Genomic DNA, 20,590 nt, shown 5'->3' on the forward strand with positions numbered 1-20,590 from the left:
TGTTTCTGATGCTGATTCCACAGCATTCAGCCGGCGGGTCGATGCGACTCCATCGTGCGCATGAAGCGCGCGAACAGCGGCGACACGTCGTGCGGGCCCGGGCTGGCCTCCGGGTGGCCCTGGAACGAGAACACCGGCTTACCGACGATCTCGATGCCCTGCAGCGTCTGGTCGAACAGCGAGCGGTGGGTCACGCGAACGGTGTCCGGCAGGCTGGCCTCGTCCACGGCGAAGCCGTGGTTCTGGCTCGTGATGAGCACCTCGCCGGTGTTCACGTCCATCACCGGATGGTTGGCCCCGTGATGACCGAACTTCATCTTCAAGCTGCGGCCACCCGCGGCGAGCCCGAGTATCTGGTGGCCGAGACAGATGCCGAGCGTCGGCACGCCGCGTTCGATCAGCTCACGGCAGGTGGCGATCGCGTAATCGCAGGGCTCCGGATCGCCCGGCCCGTTGGCCAGCAGCACCCCGTCCACACCCAGCGCCATCACCTCCGCCAGCGGCGTGCGCGGCGGCACCACGGTGACGCGCGCGCCGCAGTCGACCAGACGGCGCAGGATGTTGTACTTCACGCCGTAGTCGTAGACGGCGACGTGATGGGTCGGCGTCGCCGGCGCGTGTGTGTCGTTGGGCCCGACCCAGCTGGGCTGGTCCCAGTCGTAGCGCTCGCGGGTGCCGGCCTCGGCCGCGAGGTCCGCGCCCTTCAGGCCCGGGAAGTCGCGCGCCGCGGCCAGCGCCGCCGCCTCGTCGACGCCCTCGCCCGCCATGATGCAGCCGTTCTGCGCGCCTTTTTCGCGCAGCAGCCGCGTGAGGCGACGGGTATCGATGTCGCCGATGCCGACCACGCCGTTGGACTCGAGATAGGCCATCAGGCCGCCGTCGGTACGCCAGTTGCTGGGCGCACGCGGCACCTCGCGAACGATCAAGCCGGCGGCCTGGACGCGATCCGATTCGATGTCCTCGGCGTTGGCGCCGGTATTGCCGATATGCGGATAGGTCAGCGTGACCATCTGCTGACGGTAGGACGGGTCGGTCAGGATCTCCTGATAACCGGTCATCGCGGTGTTGAAGACGACCTCGCCGACGGTGGTGCCGGTGGCACCGATGGCGCGTCCATGAAAGAGGCTACCGTCTTCAAGCGCAAGCAGGGCTGTCGGGCGCAACAATGACTCCGTGACGCTGTGTTCTGGGCAGTGCCGGCATGGCCGCAGGCGGCGAGAGTATAGCCGCTCGCCGGCGCTCTCGCCAGCCGGTGCGGTGCAATCGCGGGCTTCAGTCCGCCCGTTCGGCGATGCCCAACACGTCGTTCATGTCGTAGCGGCCCGGCGGACGCGACGCGGCCCAGCCGGCCGCGCGCATGGCCCCGCCGGCAAAGGTCTGTCGTGACGAGGCCTTGTGCGTGATCTCCAGCCGTTCGCCGTCGCCCGCGAACAGCACCGTATGCTCGCCGACGATGTCGCCGCCGCGCAGGGTCTGGAAACCGATGGTGCCGCGCTCGCGCTCTCCGGTATGGCCCTGGCGGGCATAGACGGCGCAGTCGGACAGCTCGCGCCCGGTCGCCTCGGCCAGCACCTCGCCCATGCGCAACGCCGTGCCGGAGGGGGCGTCGACCTTGTGTCGGTGGTGCGCCTCGAGCACTTCGATGTCGAACGAATCCCCGAGTGCTTTCGCTGCCATTTCAAGCAGTTTAAGCGACAAGTTGACGCCGGCACTGAAGTTCGGCGCCATCACCAAGGCGATGCGTTCGGCGGCCGCATCGATGCGTTCGAGCTGCGTGTCGTCGAAACCCGTCGTACCGATGACGATGGCCGCACCGGCCGCCACGCAGTCGTCGAGCGCTTCGACACACGGCTCGGGGCGGGTGAAATCCACCAGCACGTCGAAGTCACGATCGCCGCGGTCGGCGGCCGAATCCACCGCCACGCCCGCATCGTCCGCGCCGGCCAGCCGGCCGGCGTCCCGGCCGATGGCCTCGCTGCCCGGGGCCTCGAAGGCGGCGGCGAGCGCGAGCGCCTCGTTGCGCAGACAGGCGATGACGAGTTCACGCCCCATCCGACCGGCCGCCCCGTTGATCGCGACCTTCACCGGTTTCGCCATGTCGAACTCCTCGCTCTAGCCCAGATGCTCGCCGAAGAAGCGCTTGGCCTTGTCCAGCCACGAGGTCGTCGCCGGACTGTGGCTGCGGCCGCTCGCCTCGAGCGACTCCTGCAGCTCCTCGAGCATCTTCTTCTGCTTGGCGTTGAGATTGACCGGCGTTTCCACGCTGACCTTGACCAACAGATCGCCAGGCGACGAGGTCCGCACCGACTGCACGCCCTTGCCGCGCAGGCGGAAGGTCTTGCCGGACTGGGTCTCGGCCGGCACCCGCAGCGACACCTTGCCCTTGAGCGTGGGCACGTCGATGTCGCCGCCGAGCGCGGCGGTGATCATGTCGACCGGCACATTCGCGCGCAGGTTGTTGCCGTCGCGGACGAAGAACTCGTGCGGCTTGACGTTGATCTGTACGTACAGATCGCCCGTGGGGCCGCCCATCTCGCCGGCCTCGCCCTCGCCGGACAGCCGGATCCGGTCGCCGTTGTCCACGCCCGGCGGCACCTTGACCGACAGCGTCTTCGAGGACTGGCGGCGCCCTTCGCCCCCGCATTTGCGGCAGGGATTGCGCACCTTGTTGCCGGACCCGTGGCAATCCGGGCAGGTCTGCTGGATCGACAGGAAGCCCTGCTGGATCCGGACCTGACCCATGCCCTGGCAGGTGCCGCAGGTGTCCACGGGCGATCCGGGTTCCGCGCCGTCGCCGCCGCAGCCCTCGCACTGCTCCAGCGTGGGGATGCGGATCTCGACGGTATCGCCCTCGATGGCGGTCTCCAGATCGAGATCCAGGTCATAGCGCAGATCGGCCCCGCGGGAAGCGCGCGAGCGACCGCCGCCCATGCCACCACCGAAGATATCGGAGAAGATATCGCCGAAGATGTCGCCGAAGCCGCCGGCCCCGGCGCCGGGACCGCCGCCGCCACCGCTGGCGCCGCCCAGCCCGGCATGGCCGAACTGGTCGTAGGCCTGACGCTTCTGGTCGTCAGAAAGCACTTCATAGGCTTCCGAAGCCTCCTTGAAGCGCGCCTCCGCCTCGGTGTCATCCGGATTGCGGTCCGGATGGTTCTTCATCGCCAGCCGACGATAAGCCTTCTTGATGTCGTCCTTGGATGCGCCCTTGGACACACCCAGCACGTCGTAATAATCGCGTTTCGCCATAATGGAGAAAGCCCGGTATCAAAAAATACCGGGGCAACGCATGGCGCTGCCCCGGCGCTTCAAGCCTCGACGCGTCGGGGACCTACGAGTTGTTGGTGCCCGACTTCTTGTCGTCGTCCTTGACTTCCTCGAAGTCCGCGTCGACCACGTCGTCCGAATCGTCCTGCGAGCTCTGCTTGGTCTGCTCGCCGTCCTCGGCGCCGCCTTCGGCCTCGCCACTCTGGCTGTAGGCCTTTTCCATGACCGGCGCGGAGGCTTCGGACAGCTTCTGCGTCTTGGCCTCGATGTCGTCCTTGTCGTCGCTCTCGAGCGCCTCGCGCAGTTCGGCGATGGCGTCGTCGATCGGCTTCTTCTCGTCCTCGGTGACCTTGTCGCCGAGATCACGCATGGACTTTTCGATGCCGTGGATCAGACCATCCGCCTGGTTGCGCGCCTCGATCAGCTCGTTGAACTTGGCGTCTTCCTCGGCGTGCGCCTCGGCGTCCTTGACCATCTGCTCGACCTCTTCGTCGGACAGACCGGAGGAGGCGCGAATCTGGATCGACTGCTCCTTGCCGGTGGCCTTGTCCTTGGCCGAGACGTTAAGGATGCCGTTGGCGTCGAGGTCGAAGGTGACCTCGATCTGCGGCGTGCCGCGCGGTGCCGGCGGGATATCCGACAGATCGAAGCGGCCCAGCGACTTGTTAGCCGAGGCCTGCTCGCGCTCGCCCTGGAGCACGTGCACGGTCACGGCCGGCTGGTTGTCCTCGGCGGTAGAGAACGTCTCCGACTTGCGGGTCGGAATGGTCGTGTTCTTGTCGATGAGCTTGGTCATCTTGCCGCCGAGCGTCTCGATACCGAGGCTCAACGGGGTCACGTCCAGCAGCAGCACGTCCTTGGTGTCGCCCGACAGGACCGAACCCTGAATGGCGGCACCCACGGCCACGGCTTCGTCCGGGTTGACGTCCTTGCGGGCATCCTTGCCGAAGAAGCTCTTGACCGCTTCCTGCACGGCTGGCATGCGGGTCTGGCCCCCGACGAGAATCACGTCGTCGATGTCCGAGGCCTTCATGCCCGAATCCTTGAGCGCGGTCCGGCACGGGTCGATCGTACGGGCGACCAGATCCTCGACCAGGCTCTCGAGCTTGGCCCGGGTGATCTTCATGTTCAGGTGCTTCGGACCCGACTGATCGGCCGTCACGTACGGCAGGTTGACCTCGGTCTGCTGCGTCGAGGAGAGCTCGATCTTGGCCTTCTCGGCGGCTTCCTTGAGCCGCTGCAGGGCCAGCTTGTCCTTGCGCAGATCGACGCCCTGCTCCTTCTCGAACTCGTCGGCGATGTGATCGATGATCTTGTTGTCGAAGTCCTCGCCGCCGAGGAAGGTGTCGCCGTTCGTGGCGTGCACTTCGAACTGGTGCTCGCCGTCGACCTCGGCCACCTCGATGATCGAGATGTCGAAGGTGCCGCCGCCCAGGTCATAGACCGCGATCTTCTTGTCGCCGCCCTTCTTGTCCAGGCCATAGGCCAGCGCGGCCGCGGTCGGCTCATTGATGATGCGCTTGACGTCCAGGCCCGCGATGCGGCCGGCGTCCTTGGTCGCCTGGCGCTGGCTGTCGTTGAAGTAGGCCGGCACCGTGATCACCGCTTCGGTCACCTTCTCGCCGAGATAGTCCTCGGCGGTGGCCTTCATCTTCTGCAGCACTTTCGCCGAGATTTCCGGCGGGGCCATCTTCTTGCCAGCGGCCTCGACCCAAGCGTCGCCGTTGTCCGCCTTGACGATCTTGTAGGGCACCGTGTCGATGTCCTTCTGCGTGGTCGGATCGTCGAAGGTGCGACCGATCAGACGCTTGATCGCGTAGAGCGTGTCGTTCGGATTGGTCACCGCCTGGCGCTTGGCCGGACGGCCCACGAGCGTCTGGTCGTCATCGGTGAAGGCGACGACGCTGGGGGTCGTGCGCTCGCCTTCCGCGTTCTCGATCACCTTCGGCTGATCGCCTTCGAGCACGGCGACGCACGAGTTCGTGGTGCCGAGGTCGATACCGATAATCTTACCCATGTCTGATTCCCTCTGATTCGCGCTGCATTGGCAGCGTCTTTTTCAATTCAACTTGCACTTCGATCTGGGGCGCCGCGGCCTGCTTTTCAAGCGCCGGGCGCCCGGCACGGCCTATTTGTCGCCGGTCGGCTTGGCCACGGTCACCATGGCGGCGCGCAGCACGCGGCCGTTGAGCGTGTACCCCTTCTGCATGACGCTGGCCACGCTGTTCGGGGGCAGCTCGTCGCTGGGCTGGGTCGAGACGGCTTCGTGGTATTCGGGGTTGAAGGTCTCGCCCTCGGGGTTGATCACCTCGATGCCGGCCTTCTCCATGCTCGAGGCCAGCATGCGATTGGTCATGTCCATGCCTTCCTTGAGCTTGTCGAAATCGCCGTTGCCTTCCTCGGCCGCCTGGAGGCCCAGTTCGAGACTGTCGCGCACGCCGAGCAGATCGGCGGCGAACTTCTCGATCGCGAACTTGCGCGCGGATTCGACGTCGCGCTGTGCGCGCTTGCGCACGTTCTCCATCTCGGCGGCCGCCCGCACCGCCTGATCGCGATACTGCTCGGCCTCGGCCCGCGCCTGATCCAGTTCGGCCTGGAGCTCATCGGTCTCGGCGAGGCTGTCGGCGCTCGCTGCGCCGGTATCGACGTAGTCCTCGGCGCCGGTCTGGGCGTTCTCGATATCCGGCTGCGGCGCGTTCTCCGCGGCGGCATCCTGTTCGCCGTGGGGTGTGCGTTCCGGATCGACCTGGCCTGGTCTGTCGTTCTGGGTCATGACAAATCCCCGCTGATTGATGACATCGTCGCGCGAAGCGCCCTGCGCGACCTCGATGCGCTCCACCATTGGGCTCGCTCCCGGCTTTTCAAGCACATCGGCGACACGCGCACGTTGAAAATATGACCCAAGGCGTGAATGCTTACGCCATTCACCCGTCGGCCAACGGCTGCGCATGGCGCACGAGTTCGCAACCATCGGCATCTTCGCCAAGCGCCACGACGAGACCGTGCGCGACACGCTGGATACGCTCGTCGCGGTTCTGGCACGCCACGGCCGGCGCGTACTCGCCGACGCCGAGCAGGCCGACGGGCGCGACGACGTCGAGGCCTGTCCGCGGGACGCGCTGGGCGCGGCCTGCGATCTGATCGTGGTGGTCGGCGGCGACGGCACCCTGCTGGATGCCGGGCGCACCGTGGCCGCCCACGCCACCCCGCTGCTCGGGGTCAACCTCGGCCGGCTGGGCTTCATGGTGGACGTGCTTCCGGCCGACATGGCCGCCACCCTGGACGAGGTGTTTGCCGGCCACTACATCGCCGAATCGCGGCTCATGCTGGGCGCGCGCATCCAGCGTGCGGACGGCCACGTCGAGCCCGAGGTCTTTCCCGCGCTCAACGAATGCGTGGTTCGCAATCAGGCCTTCGCCCGGGTGCTCGATTTCGATACCTACATGAACGGCGACTTCATCAGCCATCACCGCGCCGACGGCATGGTCGTGGCCACCCCGACGGGCTCCACGGCCTATGCGCTGTCCGGCGGCGGACCGGTGCTGCATCCGGACATGGCCGCCCTGGCGATGGTTCCGATCTGCCCGCACACCCTGTCCGACCGGCCGCTGATCGTGGACGCCGCGCATCGCGTCGAGGTGCGCGTGGCCGACAGCCACGACGGCGCCGCGCTGTTCACCAGCGACGGCCAGGTGACCCAGCCGCTGGAGCCCGGGGACCGGGTGCTGATCGAGCGTGGCGATCACGATCTTCGGCTGATCCATCCGCCCGGCTACGACTACTTCAACATCCTGCGCAACAAGCTGCAGTGGGGCCGCGGCCAGCAGCTGCCGCGGGCCTGAGCGCGACCTCATGCTCGCCGCGATTACCATCCGCAACTTCGCCATCATCGACGAGCTCGAGGTCGAGTTCGATCGCGGCATGACCGTGCTGTCCGGCGAGACCGGCGCCGGCAAATCGATTCTCGTGGACGCGCTCAACCTCATCCTCGGCGATCGCGCCGACGCCGATGCCGTGCGCGAGGGCGCCGACCGCGCCGACATCAGCGCCCGCTTCGGGCTCGACGACGCCCCGGCGGCCCGCGAATGGCTCACGGCGCACGAACTCGACGAGGACGACGAATGCGTGATCCGGCGCGTCGTCGCCCGCGAGGGGCGCAGCCGAAGCTGGGTCAACGGCACGCCCATGCCGGTGCGCGAACTGCGCGCGCTGGGCGAGACGCTGGTCGACATCCACGGCCAGCACGCGCATCAGTCGTTGCTCAAGCGCGCGCACCAGCGCCGCCTGCTCGACGAGTACGGCGAGCACGAGACGGCCCGGGTCGCCGTGCGCGACGCCTACGAAGCGCTGCGGGCCACGCGCGCCGAGATCGCGCGCATCGAACAGGTCGACGATGCCGGCGACATGCGCGTCGACCTGCTGCGCTATCAGGTCGACGAACTGGCCGCGCTGGATCTGGGCGAGCACGAGATCGAGGCGCTGGAGGCCGAGCACAAACGCCTGGCCAGCGCCGAACGTCTGATCGGCGAGGGGCAGCGGGCGCTGGCGCTGTTGTTCGAGGCCGAGGAAGGCGCCGCCACCGACCAGCTCGGCGGCGCGGAACGGCTGCTCCACGAGCTGGCCGCCATCGACGCCGGCTTCGAGCCGATCGCCGAACTCACGACCTCGGCCCGTATCCAGACCCAGGAGGCCGCCGAGACGCTGCGCCAGCACATCGACACGCTCGATATCGACCCGCAGCGTTTTCACGAAGTCGAACAGCGGCTGGCCAGCATTCAGGATCTGGCGCGCAAGCATCACTGCAATGTCGCGGAACTACCCGGGATCACGCAGCGTCTGGGCGCCGAGCTCGCCGAACTCGAAGGCGCCGGTGAGCGCCTGGCCGAACTCAAGGCCACCGCCGAGCGACAGGCCGCGGCCTACGCCGAGGCGGCGGCCGAGCTGAGCGCCGCGCGCCGCGAGGCTGCCGGGCGCCTGGGTACGGCGATCACCGATATCATCCGGACGCTCGGCATGCCCGAAGGCACGTTCGAGGTCCGGGTTGCCCCCGACGCGATCGACCGCCCCGCCGCCACCGGCACGGACGAGATCGATTTTCTCATCGCCGCCAATCCGGGCCAGAGCGCGCGTCCGCTGGAGCGCGTCGCCTCGGGCGGCGAACTCTCGCGGGTGAGCCTGGCGATCGAAGTCGTCGCCGCCAGCCGCACGCGCGTGCCCACGCTCGTGTTCGACGAGGTGGACACCGGCATCGGCGGCGGCGTGGCCGAGATCGTCGGCCGGCAGCTGCGCGCCCTCGGTGATGCCGGCCAGTCCCTGTGCGTCACCCATCTGCCGCAGGTGGCCGCGCAGGCCGAACATCACCTGCATGTGGCCAAGCAGGTGGACGCTGGCCAGACCGCCACTCGCATTTCGACGCTCGACCCCGACGCGCGCATCGAGGAGATCGCGCGCATGCTGGGCGGCGTCGAACTCACCGCCCAGACGCGCGCGCACGCCACCGACATGATCGAACGGGCCGCGCGCGCCTGATCCATCGCCTGCCGTTTGGCAGCACTGAAAGGGCTGCCGTATCATGCGGATCGCCAACAGGGGCCTGTTACATATGAAGTCAATCACTGCGCTCGTCCTGCTGCTCACGCTTTCCGCGTGCAGCCTGCCGGTCTTTTTCCGTGTTCCGGTGGTTCAGGGCAACGTGGTCACCGAAGAGAACGTCAGCCAGCTCGAACTCGGCATGACCAAGCGCCAGGTCGAATACGTGATGGGCACGGCGCTGGTCGACAGCAGCTTCGAGAACGATCGCTGGGACTACGTGTTCTATTACCGTGACCCGCGCGCCGACGTGCGCAAGAGCGAGCTCAACCTGTACTTCACGGACGGCGAACTCGCCGAGATCGACGGTGACGAAGCCTACACACGGGCGGCCCTGAAGGGCGACACCCCGATGCCGGCCGGGACGACACCGGGCCCGAACGGCGGCTCGGACGAGCCCTACGAGCCGGATAATGACGATCAGCCGGCCGCACCGAGCGGGCCCATCGGCCCGCCCGGCCCGAACGACACGCCGGGCCGCGGCCCCTTGTCGACGCCGCTACCCGGCGCCTGAACCACCGTCGTCGCGGCGGCGGACACCCGCCCGGCTTCGCCGCCGTTCGCGCGGGTTCGCGACCAGCGAGCGGTAGAGCTCGAGGCGCTCCCCCGCCCGGGGTACGTAATCCGGACCGACCTTGCGGCCGAACACCCCGATGACCGGCCGCTCGCCGCTTTCGCGCTCGCAGACCGTATCCAGCCCGGAGCGGCGCACGATCTCCGCCGCCGTCGTCGATTCCGGGGCCGTCACCCGTACCCGCCAGCAGCGTTGCGGCAGGGCGAGCACCACCTCGATCGTGGGGTCGTCGGTCGTGTCCGTCATCACCAGATCCACTCGATCAGCGTGAGCGCGCCCAGCGCATAGGCCAGCACCACGATCAGCGCGATGCGCGTTGGGTAGCGCAGCAGCATGTGCCACAGCGCGAAGCCGACAGCCCGGCCATCGCGCTCGTGCCCGTTCCAGGCGGCCAGCAGCCGCCGTCGCGCCAGCACCCGGCCCAGCAGCACGCACAGCAGCAATCCCGTCAATGGACCGATGACCCGCGTGGCCGCGAGCATGATCCAGCCGAACAGATCGAAACCCAGCAGTCGCAGCGAGGACAGCGCCCCGAACGACAGCAGCGCGAGCAATCCCAGACAGCCGACCGCCACGCCCGAATAGACGCTGGCGCGCAGCCGCGTCGATCCGGTCCGGTGCTCGACCAGCTGCACGACCGGTTCGAACAGCGCCACCGCGGTGCTCACGCTGACCAGGGCGACCAGCACGAACATGATCGGCGTCTGCCAACCGCCGGCCAGCGCCACCGGCAGTACCTCGAACAGGCTCTGCAGGCCCGCGCTCAGCGCCACATCGCGGCCGCCAACGAACACGGTCAGCATGAATGCGGCCGCGAGCGCCGCCGCCAGATCGATCACGATCACGGCCAGCGACAGCCGGATGATGCGGGCATCCGGCGGCAGATAGCTGCCGAACGCGACGACCACGCCGGTGCCCAGACTGAGCGTGAAGAACGCCTGATGGAGGGCTTCGAACAGGCCGCGCCAGTTCATTTCGGCGAAGTCGACCGCGAACAGACGATGCAGGGCCGCGGCGGCGCGGACATCCAGTGCCGCCGAGGTCAGCAGCGCGAGAAAGGCGAGCAGCATGCACAGTGCGAGCGTGCGCATCACGGGCTGGACGCCGCGGCGCAGCCCGCGGGCGGCGGTGGCGGTGATCAGACACATGAACAGCAGCAGCCAGCCGAAGCCGCGCTCCGAATCCACCGCGAAGGTCACGAAGCGCGCGCTCGAGTCGGCGATCGAGTCCACCGCGAGCGCGCCGGTCACGCCGCGTACGCTGTAGGCCAGACTCCAGCCCGCGATCACGCTGTAGGCGGCGAGCAGCAGCGCCGCGCCGAGCACGGCCAGATAACCGCTCCAGACCCACACCCGCGAATGCGGCGCATCGTGCGTCCAGCCCGCGATCACGCCGGGCAGATCCGAACGCGTGCCGCGTGCCATGAGCAGCTGCCCGCTGAACAGGGGCAGCCCCATCGTCAGCAGCGCGCCGGTATAGATCAGCAGAAACGCCCCGCCACCGTATTCCGACAGCAGGTACGGCAGGCGCCACAGATTGCTCAGACTCACCACGGCCGCCGCGACGACCACGACGAACAGCATCGACGAGGACCACGAGGACCGCGCAGTATCGGTGGGAATCATGGATCATCCGCTTGCGTCGGCCCGCTATACTACGCATATGGCCAAGCAAAAAAACAGCAAGACGCCGAGCGCGACCATCGCGCTGAACAAACGCGCGCGTCACGATTTCTTTCTCGAGGACCGGCTCGAAGCCGGCCTCGTGCTCACCGGCTGGGAGGTCAAATCCCTGCGCGCGGGCAAGGGCCGGATCACCGAAGCCTACGTGCTGATCAAGGACGGCGAGGCGTTCCTGCTGGGCAGCCACATCCATCCGCTGGAGTCGGCCTCGACCCATATCAGCGCCGATCCGACGCGCACGCGCAAGCTGCTGCTGCACGAACGCGAACTGGCCACACTCATCGGCGCGACCGAACAGAAAGGCTATACCGTCGTGCCGCTGGCGATGTACTGGAAGCGCGGCAAGGCCAAGCTCGAGATCGCGCTCGCCAAGGGCAAAGCCAAATACGACAAGCGCCAGTCGAAGAAGGAACACGACTGGCAGCGCCGCAAGGCCCAGCTGCTGCGCAGCGACGGCTGATGGCGGACCGCGCCCGAGCTTGAAATCGGCGCACCCCGCCGCATATCGAACACTGTTACAATGAACCGCCTTTACGGGGGCGACATGGCTTCGACGCGGATGTCAAAACCCAAGGTGCATGCCGAGGTCGCAAATCACCTCGTTAATCAATTTGCAACCTAAGCTAGTTGCGAACGACGACAACTACGCTCTGGCGGCCTAAAACCCGCTAGCGTCCGCCCGGCAAGTGTCTGTGCTTCCGGATCCGGGCGTCGACACTCACAGACTCGCGGTAAGGCCCCGCTTCGGGCTGATCCGTTAAGAGCAAACGAAGATACGCGTACGTTTTCCCTGCCCGTCGGGTAACGTACGCCGACAATCAAAGACGGTATAAGCATGTAGACCCGAGGGTGGAGAATCCGCGGACGCGGGTTCGATTCCCGCCGCCTCCACCAGACCGAGGCCCCTGTCGATGCTCGGCAGGGGCTTTTTAATGTCCGGACGCCTGCGACGTTCCGTTCGCGCGGCACGCACGACGTGGCGATGGCCTGCCGAGCTCTGTCAGGATGGATGACGCCGGGGACCGCGGCAGTTCGCCATCCCGTGTGCCACGACGACTCGTCGTGTATCGATGACGCGCCCATGATCGACACCAACGTCATACTGTTCTTCGTCGGCCTGCTGCTCTTTCTGAGCGTGCTCGCGAGTTCGTTGGCCCGTTTCGGGCCGCCGCTGCTGCTGATCTTTCTGATCGTCGGCATGCTCGCGGGCGAGGACGGGCCCGGACAGATCAACTTCAACAACGTGCCCGTCGCCTATTTCGTCGCCAATCTGGCGCTGGCGGTCATCCTTCTGGACGGCGGGCTGCGAACGCACTTCCAGACCTTTCGCGTGGCGTTGCGACCCGCGCTGTCGCTGGCGACGTTCGGCGTGCTCATTTCGGCGACGCTGGCCGGCGCCTTCATCGCCGTATGGCTGAATGTGGACTGGCGCTACGGCCTGCTGCTGGGCTCGATCGTGGCGAGCACCGACGCCGCGGCGGTGTTCTCCCAGCTGCGCAATTCAGGCGTGACGCTCAACCAGCGCGTTTCCGCCACGCTCGAGATCGAATCGGGCACGAACGACCCGATGGCGATCTTCCTGGTCACCTTTCTGCTCGGCGCCATCGAGTCGGACAAGGGCTTCACGCCGTCGACGATTCTCTCGGAGATCGCGCATCAGTTCGGCATCGGCATCGCCGGCGGCATCGTGCTCGGCTATGTGCTGTCGTTTCTGATCTCGCGCCTGCGGCTGGTCGAGGGGCTCTACGCCCTGCTGATCGTCTCCGGTGGCCTGATGGCATTCACCGCCATCAACCAGCTCGGTGGGAGCGGTTTTCTCGGCATCTACGTCGTGGGCCTGGTCGTCGGCAATCGACGCAACCACGCCTCCGAGCATGTCTTCCGGGTGATGGACGGCCTCGCCTGGCTGGCGCAGGCGGGCATGTTTCTGGTGCTGGGGCTGCTGGTCAACCCGAATCAGCTCTGGGACCACGCCGGCTCGGCGGCGCTCATCGCATTGTTCCTGATCTTCGTCGCCCGCCCGGTGGCGGTATGGATGAGCCTGCTGCCCTTCCATTTTCCCTCGCGTGAACAGGGCTTCATCGCCTGGGTCGGCCTGCGCGGCGCCGTGCCCATCGTGCTTTCACTGTTTCCGTTGATGGCGGATCTCGAAGGCGGGCAGTTCCTGTTCGACATCACCTTCGCGGTCGTACTGGTCTCGCTGCTGATACAGGGCACGTCACTGGCCTGGATGGCCCGCCTACTCAAGCTCCAACTTCCGCGCGAGCCCGGCGCCGTGGCCCGGTTCGACTTCGAGGGCACGCGGCCGGACCCCTACATCCTGCTCGCTTTTCGCATCCAGCCGGCCTCGAGCCTGGCCGCCACGCAGGGCGACGCGCTGGCGCGTTTCGACAAGCTGCGCTGCATTGCGGTCACCCGCGGGCCGCGTCTGCTGTTCCCCAAGCGCGGCTTCGTCTATGCCGCCAACGACCTGCTGTATCTGATCACGCCGGAACGCCACGCCGAGGAACTGTCGTTGCTGTTTCGCGGCAAGAACCGCGACAGCGAGCCCGCCGCGCGCGCCTTCTTCGGCAGTTTCATCCTGCACGGCAACGCCACGATGGCAGCGCTGGCCACGGTCTACGGCGTAACGCTCGAGGCGCGCCAGGGCGAACTCGAGATCGCCGACTACATGCGTCGCCGGCTCCGGCGTCGGCCCGTGGAGGGCGACGTGGTCGACGTCGACGGCCTGCGCCTGACCGTGCGCACGCTCGACGCGGGCGTCATCGAAACGGTGGGCCTGCGGCTGCGCGAACCCGAGCGCCCCGAGGGCGGCAAGAAACCGCGGCCCCGGGGCGGGCGATAATCCGGCGAGCGGCTATTCGGCGTCGACGCGGCGGGGCCGATGGGCGCCGCCGAAGCTGTGGCCCTGCGCCAGACAGTAGGCCAGCCACTTGTTGAGCAGCAGATTGCGGGGCCACTGGTTTCCGAGCACGTCCTCGTCGATCTCGGGCAGGCCCGCGAGCGCGGCATAGCGCGAACGCGCGTCGCAGTAGATCGCCTCGGCGAGCTGGGCGTCGCGATACACCCGCAGACGCAGGTCGGGGTCCGGCCGGGCGTCGTCGCCTTCGCCGAACCAGTAGGTGAGATTGAGCGTGACGGTATAGCGGCAGCGCTCGAGCACGCGCAGATGCAGGGTCGCATGTTCGCCGGGCGAACGGGCCTGGTCGAACGGTAGATCGATCTCGGGCACGAGCCGCTCGAACCGGCGGTAGTTGCTCTCATAGAGCCCCATCAGGCCGGTGAAGCTGCGCGGCTGTGCCGCGGCCAGCCAGTGATTGCGTTTGAGTCTGGGCATTCCGGGACTATACGGCACGCCTGCGGCTTTTCAAACGCGCCCGCCGGCGGCTAGAACGAGCGCCTGCGGATGTCCTTGTCCTGCATGATCAGCGTCGCGATCTCCTCGATCGATTTGTTGGTGGTCTCGGCGTAAGGCAGCCCGTGTCGCTTGTACAGCCCCTCCGCCTGGCGCAGCTCGTAGCTGACCTGCGGCAGGGCGGCGTAGCTGCTGCCGCGACGCCGCTCGCTGCGGATATGATGCAGACGCTCCGGGTCGATCCACAGCCCATAGAGCTTGTCGCGATAGGGCTTGAGCGCCCGCGGCAGGCCGGTGCCCTCGAGATCCTCGTCAGTGAGCGGGTAGTTGGCGGCGTACACGCCGTGCTGCATGGCGAGATAGATGCACACCGGCGTCTTGCCGCAGCGCGACGGCGCCACCAGTATGACCTGCGCCTGATCGTAACCGCTTTCGCCGACGCCGTCGTCGTGGGTCAGCGCGTAGTTCATGGCATCGATGCGCGAGCGGTAGGTCGCTTCGTCGGCGATGCCGTGCGCCCGCCCCTCGCGATGTTCGGACTTGGTCTCGAGCGCGCGCTCGAGCTTGGGCACGAACGTGTCGAACAGATCGAGAAACAGCGCGCTGCTGTCGCGCAGTATCTCGCGCACGTCCTCGCTGACGGTGGTGGAGAATACGATAGGCTGGAGTCCGCTCGTGCGCCCGGTGTGTTCGATGTACTCGAGCGCCGAGCGCGCCTTCTCCGGCGTGTTGATGAACGGCAGCGTGGACTGTCGGAAACTGCGCTCGTCGAACTGGGTGAGCAGCGTCGCGCCCAGTGTCTCGGCGGTGATGCCGGTGCGATCGGACAGAAAGAAGATCGAACGTTGGGGGGTGTCGGCGTCGCTCATGCGCGACATCCTGCCCGAGCGCGGCCGTTCCGCCTAGGCCGGGTCCGGGCCGCGATCGCGCCATGGCAACCGTATACGGCGCGCACAGCCCGCGCGAGCGCGTGTAAAATGAGCGCCCATCGCTTGGTTTCCGAGGACGGTATTGGTGCAAAACGAGCACGTAGTGTGGTTCAGCCAGCTGGGTATGGACGATGTCGAGCGCGTGGGCGGCAAGAACGCCTCGCTCGGCGAAATGATCAGCCATCTCGCCGATGCCGGCGTCAACGTGCCGGACGGCTTCGCCACCACCGCCTCGGCCTACCGTGAGTTTCTGGCCCACGACGGCCTGGACGCACGCATCAACGCCGCACTCGATGCGCTGGACGTGAACGACGTCGACGCGCTGGTCGAGACCGGCGAAAAGATCCGTGGCTGGGTGCTCGAACACCCCTTCCCGCCCGATCTGGAAGCCGCGATCCGCGAATCCTTCACCACCCTGGCCGGCGACAACGCCGACATCTCGGTGGCTGTGCGCTCGTCGGCAACCGCCGAGGACCTGCCGGACGCCTCCTTCGCCGGCCAACAGGAAACCTTCCTCAACGTGCGCGGGCTCGATAACGTCATGCTCGCGATCAAGGACGTGTTCGCCTCGCTGTTCAACGACCGCGCGATCTCCTATCGCGTGCATCGCGGCTTCGAGCACAGCCAGGTCGCGCTGTCCGCGGGCATCCAGCGCATGGTGCGCTCGGACACGGGCGCCTCGGGCGTGATGTTCACGATCGACACCGAATCCGGCTTCGACCAGGTGGTGTTCATCACCAGTTCCTGGGGGCTGGGCGAGGCCGTCGTCCAGGGCGCGGTCAACCCCGACGAGTTCTATGTCTACAAGCCGAACGTGGACGCCAAACGTCCGGCGATCCTGCGGCGCGTGAACGGCGGCAAGGCCGTGAAGATGATCTACACGGCCGACCGCAGCCACGGCAAGACCACCGAATTCGTGGACGTCGCCGCCGAGGACCAGTCGCGTTTCTCCCTATCGGATGCCGACGCCGAGGCACTGGCCGCCCAGGCGCTGATCATCGAGCGCCACTACGGCCGGCCCATGGATATCGAATGGGGCAAGGACGGCGAGACCGGCGAGCTCTACATCCTGCAGGCGCGGCCGGAGACGGTGAAATCCAACAGCGGCGGCCGCCTGGAGCGCTATCAGCTCGACTCCCACGGCTATACCGTACTGGTTGAGGGCCGTTCCATCGGCCAGCGCGTGGGCGCGGGCCGCGTACGCAACGTCGCCTCGGTCAAGGAGATGAACAAGGTCGAGGACGGCGATATTCTGGTCACCGACATGACCGACCCCGACTGGGAGCCGGTGATGAAGCGCGCCTCGGCGATCGTCACCAATCGCGGCGGGCGTACCTGCCACGCCGCGATCATCGCACGCGAGCTCGGCATACCGGCGGTGGTCGGCACCGGCGACGCCACCGAACGGTTGGTCGACGGCACGCCCGTGACCGTCTCCTGCGCGGAGGGCGACACCGGCTACGTCTACGACGGCGAGATCGCGTTCAACGTCGACGAGGTCTCGCTCGAGAGCATGCCGGACATCGGCACCAAGATCATGATGAACGTGGGCAATCCGGACCGCGCCTTCGACTTCGCCATGATGCCCAACGAGGGTGTCGGCCTGGCGCGGCTCGAGTTCATCATCAACCGCCAGATCGGCGTGCACCCTCGGGCCCTGCTGGAATACGACCGGCAGTCGCCCGCGCTGCAGAAGACCATCGCCGCCCACATCGCCGGCTATGCCGATCCCGTCGACTTCTACATCGACCGGCTCGTCGAGGGCATCTCGACCATCGCCGCGGCCTTCGCCCCCAAGCCCGTGATCGTGCGGCTGTCGGACTTCAAGTCCAACGAATACGCCAATCTCATCGGCGGCGAGGCCTACGAGCCCGACGAGGAGAACCCGATGATTGGCTGGCGCGGGGCCTCGCGCTACCTCGCCGACGACTTCCGCGCCTGTTTCGAGCTGGAGCTGGCGGCGGTCAAGCGCGTGCGCGACGACATGGATCTGACCAACGTCCAGATCATGATCCCGTTCGTACGCACGCTGGCCGAAGCGAAGGGCGTCACCGATCTGCTGGCCGAGCATGGCCTTAAACGTGGTCAGGACGGGCTGCGCATCATCATGATGTGCGAACTGCCCTCGAACGCCGTGCTCGCCGACGAGTTCCTCGAATACTTCGACGGCTTCTCCATCGGCTCCAACGACATGACCCAGCTCTCGCTCGGTCTGGATCGCGACTCCGGCCTGATCTCGCATCTGTTCGACGAGCGCGATCCGGCGGTCAAGATCATGCTCGAAAAGGCCATCAGCGCCTGCAAGCGCAACGACAAGTACGTCGGCATCTGCGGCCAGGGCCCGTCCGACTATCCGGATCTGGCGAAATGGCTCCTCGATCAGGAGATCGAGAGCATGTCGCTCAATCCGGACACGGTCGTCAGCACCTGGCTCTATCTCGCCGGCAAGACGGTCTGAACCCACGCCGCAACGCGACCGGAGAACCCCGATGGCCCGCAAACTGCCGCTTTTCGTCGACGCCGAACAGCTTCACGACGTCCTCGGCCTGCCCCACGTGCAGATCGTGGCCGTCGATCCGGCCGGCGACTACGCCCGCGCGCACATACCCGGCGCGCTGCAGATCGACATGCCCGACTTCACCACCAGCGCGCCGCCGGTTGCCGGGCTGCTGCCGGACGAGGCCGCGCTCGCCGAGGCGCTGTCGGACGCCGGGCTGCGCAACGACGCCCATATCGTGGCCTACGACCGCGTCGGCGACGGCCAGGCCGCACGCCTGCTGTATACGCTGGACGTGATGGGCCATTCGGATCTGTCGCTGCTCGACGGCGGGCTGGCGGCCTGGCACGAGGCCGGCTTCGAACTCGAGGACGGCCAACCCCAGGCCGGCCGCAGCGCGTTCGAGGTCACCCGCCAGCCCGACGGCATCGCCGACCGGGCGTGGATCGAGCAGCATCTGGACGACAATCACGTCAGCTTTCTGGATGTGCGCAGTGCCGCGGAATACGCCGGTGCCGATGTGCGCAGCGCGCGCGGCGGCCACATTCCGGGCGCCATCAGCCTCGACTGGCTGCACTTCAAGGACGCGCGGGGTCGGCTACGCCCGCGCGCCGAGCTGCTGGAGATCCTGTCCCAGCACGGCGTGGATTCGCAGTGCGACATCACGGCGTACTGCCAGAGCCACGTGCGTTCGTCCTATGCCTACCTGGTGCTCAAGTATCTCGGCTATCCGCAGGTACGCGGCTATCCCGGCGCCTGGTCCGAGTGGGGCAACGTCGACGACACGCCGGTGCGAACCCCGTCCGACCCGGCCTGATGCGCCAGGAACTCGGCCGCGGCGCCGCATTCGCGATCGGCGGCGCCGCGGCGTTCGCGTGCATGAGCGCGCTGATCAAGCTCGCCGGCAGCGACCTGCCGAATCCGGTCATCGTCTTCTTCCGCAACCTGTTCGCGCTTGTCGCACTGCTGCCGTGGCTCGCAGCCACCGGGCGTTCGCGGCCGTCGATGCGAACGGCCCGGCCGGGCATGCATCTGCTGCGCACGGCCACCGGGCTGGGCGCGATGTACTGTTTCTTCTACGCGATTTCCCAGATGCCACTGGCCAGCGCGGTACTGCTGAACTATAGCCAGCCGCTGTTCCTGCCCTTCATCGCCTGGGCGTGGGTCGGCGAGCGCCCGCCGACACGCATCTATCCCGCCGTGCTCGTGGGGTTCGTCGGCGTCATCCTGATCCTCAAGCCCGGCCTGGACTGGGCCGGCCCCGCGGGCCTGGCCGGGCTCGGCGCCGGCATCCTGGCCGCCACCTCGATGGCCTCGATCCGGCGCATGTCCACCACCGAGCCGACGCTGCGGATCGTGCTCTATTTCAGTGTCCTGGCGACGCTGTTCTCGGCACTGCCCGCCGCCGCGTTCTGGCAGACCCCCGACACGACCGCCTGGCTGGCCCTGGCCGCGGCGGGCGTGGTCGCGACCGCCGGTCAGCTGCTGCTGACCCAGGCCTATACGCTCGCGCCTGCGGCGCATATCGGCGCACTGATCTACACCACCGTCCTGTTCGCCGCCCTCATCGGCTGGCTGGTCTGGCATGAAACGCCGGACGCGCTCAGCCTCGCCGGCGGAGCGGCCGTGATACTGGCCGCGGTGATCGTGGTGTTCGCGCGCCGCGCATCGCCGGGTCGGGCGACGTGATGCGTCGGCTTGCACGCTTCATACGCGGGCGTACGCCGGAGCCGGCGGAGCGCTCCGACCACTTCGACGGCCGTCGTTTCCACAATCCGAACCCCGTGTCGCGCGGCCCGGGCGCGCTGTGGCGATGGTATCGCGAGCGCGAACGCAACCCGTGGAGTCGTATTACCGACTTCGCGCGGCCCGCGCCGCCGCCGGCGCGCGCGGACGGGCTCGCCGTGACGTGGATCGGGCACGCCACCACACTGATCCAGGCCGCCGGTCACAACGTCCTGACCGACCCGGTCTTCTCCGAGCACGTCGGGCCCGTTCCGGGCCTCGGGCCGCGGCGCTACCATCCGCCCGGCCTCGCGTTCGACGACCTCCCGGCGATCGATACGGTGCTCATTAGCCACGCGCACTACGACCACCTCGACCGGCCGACGATCCGACGCCTGATCGCGCGCTTCAATCCGCTTTTCGTGGCCGCCGCCGGCCTCTCGGACTGGCTCGTGGCGGCCGGCGCGCGGCGCATCGTCACGCTGGACTGGTGGCAGGACACCCGTGTCGGCGACGCGATGACCGTGACCGCGACACCGGCGCGGCACTGGTCCCGACGGGGGCTGACCGATCGCAACCGCGCGCTCTGGGTGGGCTACTGGATCGAAACCGCGGGCGCCAGCAGCCTGTTCTTCGCCGGCGACACCGGCTTCGGGCCGCATTTTAGCGAGATTCGTCACCGGCTCGGCGCGCCCGCCGTCGCGCTGCTGCCGATCGGCGCCTACGCACCACGCTGGTTCATGGCGCCGCAGCACATGAACCCGCAGGACGCCGTGCAGGCGCATCAGGAACTGGGGGCCGGACACAGCCTCGGCATCCACTTCGCCACCTTCAAGCTCAGTGACGAGGGGCAGTGGGCGCCCGTAGCGGCGCTGTCCCGGGCCCGCGCGGCCGCGGGCCTGCCCGAGGCGAACTTTCAGGCCCCTGCCTTCGGCCAGCGCGTTGTCTTCATCGACGACTGAAGACGTGGCG

General features: G+C 67.5%; 18 protein-coding genes and 1 other RNA gene. 10 read left to right on the forward strand and 9 right to left on the reverse strand.

Annotated features, from left to right (window positions below):
* Positions 1–26: 26 nt before the first annotated feature.
* The 5 genes from carA to grpE form a co-directional block, all read right to left on the reverse strand.
* Complete coding sequence (gene carA, locus SAHL_RS05525; RefSeq protein ID WP_123590397.1) at positions 27–1,163, reverse strand: glutamine-hydrolyzing carbamoyl-phosphate synthase small subunit; 1,137 nt, start codon at positions 1,161–1,163, stop codon at positions 27–29.
* Between the two features lie 109 nt (positions 1,164–1,272).
* On the reverse strand, positions 1,273–2,097 hold the full coding sequence (gene dapB, locus SAHL_RS05530) for a 4-hydroxy-tetrahydrodipicolinate reductase (RefSeq protein ID WP_123590398.1): 825 nt from the start codon (positions 2,095–2,097) through the stop codon (positions 1,273–1,275).
* A gap of 15 nt (positions 2,098–2,112) precedes the next feature.
* Positions 2,113–3,249 carry a molecular chaperone DnaJ gene (gene dnaJ / locus SAHL_RS05535; RefSeq protein WP_123590399.1) on the reverse strand — a complete coding sequence of 379 codons (1,137 nt, stop codon included), beginning with the start codon at positions 3,247–3,249 and terminating at the stop codon, positions 2,113–2,115.
* A gap of 82 nt (positions 3,250–3,331) precedes the next feature.
* Positions 3,332–5,284, reverse strand: coding sequence for a molecular chaperone DnaK (gene dnaK, locus SAHL_RS05540; RefSeq protein ID WP_123590400.1), 1,953 nt, complete (start codon positions 5,282–5,284; stop codon positions 3,332–3,334).
* Positions 5,285–5,395: 111 nt separating this feature from the next.
* Positions 5,396–6,040, reverse strand: a complete 645-nt coding sequence (gene grpE / locus SAHL_RS05545; protein ID WP_123590438.1) for a nucleotide exchange factor GrpE — start codon at positions 6,038–6,040, stop codon at positions 5,396–5,398.
* Between the two features lie 175 nt (positions 6,041–6,215).
* Between grpE and SAHL_RS05550 the strand changes: the two genes are divergently transcribed.
* From SAHL_RS05550 to SAHL_RS05560, 3 genes are all read left to right on the forward strand, one after another.
* A complete protein-coding gene (locus SAHL_RS05550; protein ID WP_123590401.1) occupies positions 6,216–7,109 on the forward strand; it encodes an NAD(+) kinase in 894 nt (297 codons plus the stop codon).
* Positions 7,110–7,119: 10 nt separating this feature from the next.
* Positions 7,120–8,796, forward strand: coding sequence for a DNA repair protein RecN (gene recN / locus SAHL_RS05555; RefSeq protein WP_123590402.1), 1,677 nt, complete (start codon positions 7,120–7,122; stop codon positions 8,794–8,796).
* Between the two features lie 73 nt (positions 8,797–8,869).
* Positions 8,870–9,370 (forward strand): outer membrane protein assembly factor BamE, encoded by a 501-nt coding sequence (locus SAHL_RS05560; RefSeq protein WP_184947395.1) that lies wholly within the window; start codon positions 8,870–8,872, stop codon positions 9,368–9,370.
* On the opposite strand, the gene SAHL_RS05565 is transcribed toward SAHL_RS05560, so the two are convergent.
* On the reverse strand, positions 9,356–9,676 hold the full coding sequence (locus tag SAHL_RS05565; RefSeq protein ID WP_148045499.1) for an RnfH family protein: 321 nt from the start codon (positions 9,674–9,676) through the stop codon (positions 9,356–9,358). The genes SAHL_RS05560 and SAHL_RS05565 overlap by 15 nt on opposite strands.
* Positions 9,676–11,055: a sodium-dependent transporter gene (locus SAHL_RS05570; protein ID WP_123590405.1), complete on the reverse strand. Its 1,380-nt coding sequence runs from the start codon at positions 11,053–11,055 to the stop codon at positions 9,676–9,678. Before SAHL_RS05570 ends, SAHL_RS05565 begins: the two co-directional genes overlap by 1 nt.
* A gap of 37 nt (positions 11,056–11,092) precedes the next feature.
* Between SAHL_RS05570 and smpB the strand changes: the two genes are divergently transcribed.
* From smpB to SAHL_RS05585, 3 genes are all read left to right on the forward strand, one after another.
* The gene (gene smpB, locus SAHL_RS05575) at positions 11,093–11,572 is read left to right on the forward strand and encodes an SsrA-binding protein SmpB (RefSeq protein ID WP_123590439.1); all 480 of its coding nucleotides are present in this window, start codon (positions 11,093–11,095) and stop codon (positions 11,570–11,572) included.
* A 75-nt stretch (positions 11,573–11,647) separates the two neighbouring features.
* Positions 11,648–12,006, forward strand: a transfer-messenger RNA (tmRNA) gene (gene ssrA / locus SAHL_RS05580).
* A 187-nt stretch (positions 12,007–12,193) separates the two neighbouring features.
* Positions 12,194–13,957, forward strand: a complete 1,764-nt coding sequence (locus SAHL_RS05585; RefSeq protein WP_123590406.1) for a potassium/proton antiporter — start codon at positions 12,194–12,196, stop codon at positions 13,955–13,957.
* Between the two features lie 12 nt (positions 13,958–13,969).
* Here SAHL_RS05585 and SAHL_RS05590 read toward each other — a convergent pair whose 3' ends face one another.
* Entirely contained in the window at positions 13,970–14,449 is a 480-nt protein-coding gene (locus SAHL_RS05590; RefSeq protein WP_123590407.1) for a DUF1249 domain-containing protein, read from the reverse strand.
* A 50-nt stretch (positions 14,450–14,499) separates the two neighbouring features.
* Positions 14,500–15,336: a posphoenolpyruvate synthetase regulatory kinase/phosphorylase PpsR gene (ppsR, locus tag SAHL_RS05595; RefSeq protein ID WP_123590408.1), complete on the reverse strand. Its 837-nt coding sequence runs from the start codon at positions 15,334–15,336 to the stop codon at positions 14,500–14,502.
* A 145-nt stretch (positions 15,337–15,481) separates the two neighbouring features.
* On the opposite strand from ppsR, the gene ppsA reads away from it, so the two are divergent.
* From ppsA to SAHL_RS05615, 4 genes are read left to right on the forward strand one after another with little or no spacing between them, the layout of a single operon-like run.
* Positions 15,482–17,854, forward strand: coding sequence for a phosphoenolpyruvate synthase (gene ppsA, locus SAHL_RS05600; RefSeq protein ID WP_123590440.1), 2,373 nt, complete (start codon positions 15,482–15,484; stop codon positions 17,852–17,854).
* Positions 17,855–17,885: 31 nt separating this feature from the next.
* Complete coding sequence (locus tag SAHL_RS05605; RefSeq protein WP_123590409.1) at positions 17,886–18,710, forward strand: sulfurtransferase; 825 nt, start codon at positions 17,886–17,888, stop codon at positions 18,708–18,710.
* A complete protein-coding gene (locus SAHL_RS05610) occupies positions 18,710–19,582 on the forward strand; it encodes a DMT family transporter (RefSeq protein ID WP_123590410.1) in 873 nt (290 codons plus the stop codon). The genes SAHL_RS05605 and SAHL_RS05610 overlap by 1 nt, the downstream gene beginning before the upstream one ends.
* Positions 19,582–20,580, forward strand: coding sequence for an MBL fold metallo-hydrolase (locus SAHL_RS05615; RefSeq protein WP_123590411.1), 999 nt, complete (start codon positions 19,582–19,584; stop codon positions 20,578–20,580). The genes SAHL_RS05610 and SAHL_RS05615 overlap by 1 nt, the downstream gene beginning before the upstream one ends.
* Positions 20,581–20,590: the final 10 nt, after the last annotated feature.

Origin of the sequence: Salinisphaera orenii subsp. halophila YIM 95161 (assembly GCF_003732545.1) — a bacterium.
In the GTDB taxonomy this organism is placed as follows: Bacteria; Pseudomonadota; Gammaproteobacteria; order Nevskiales; family Salinisphaeraceae; genus Salinisphaera; species Salinisphaera orenii_A.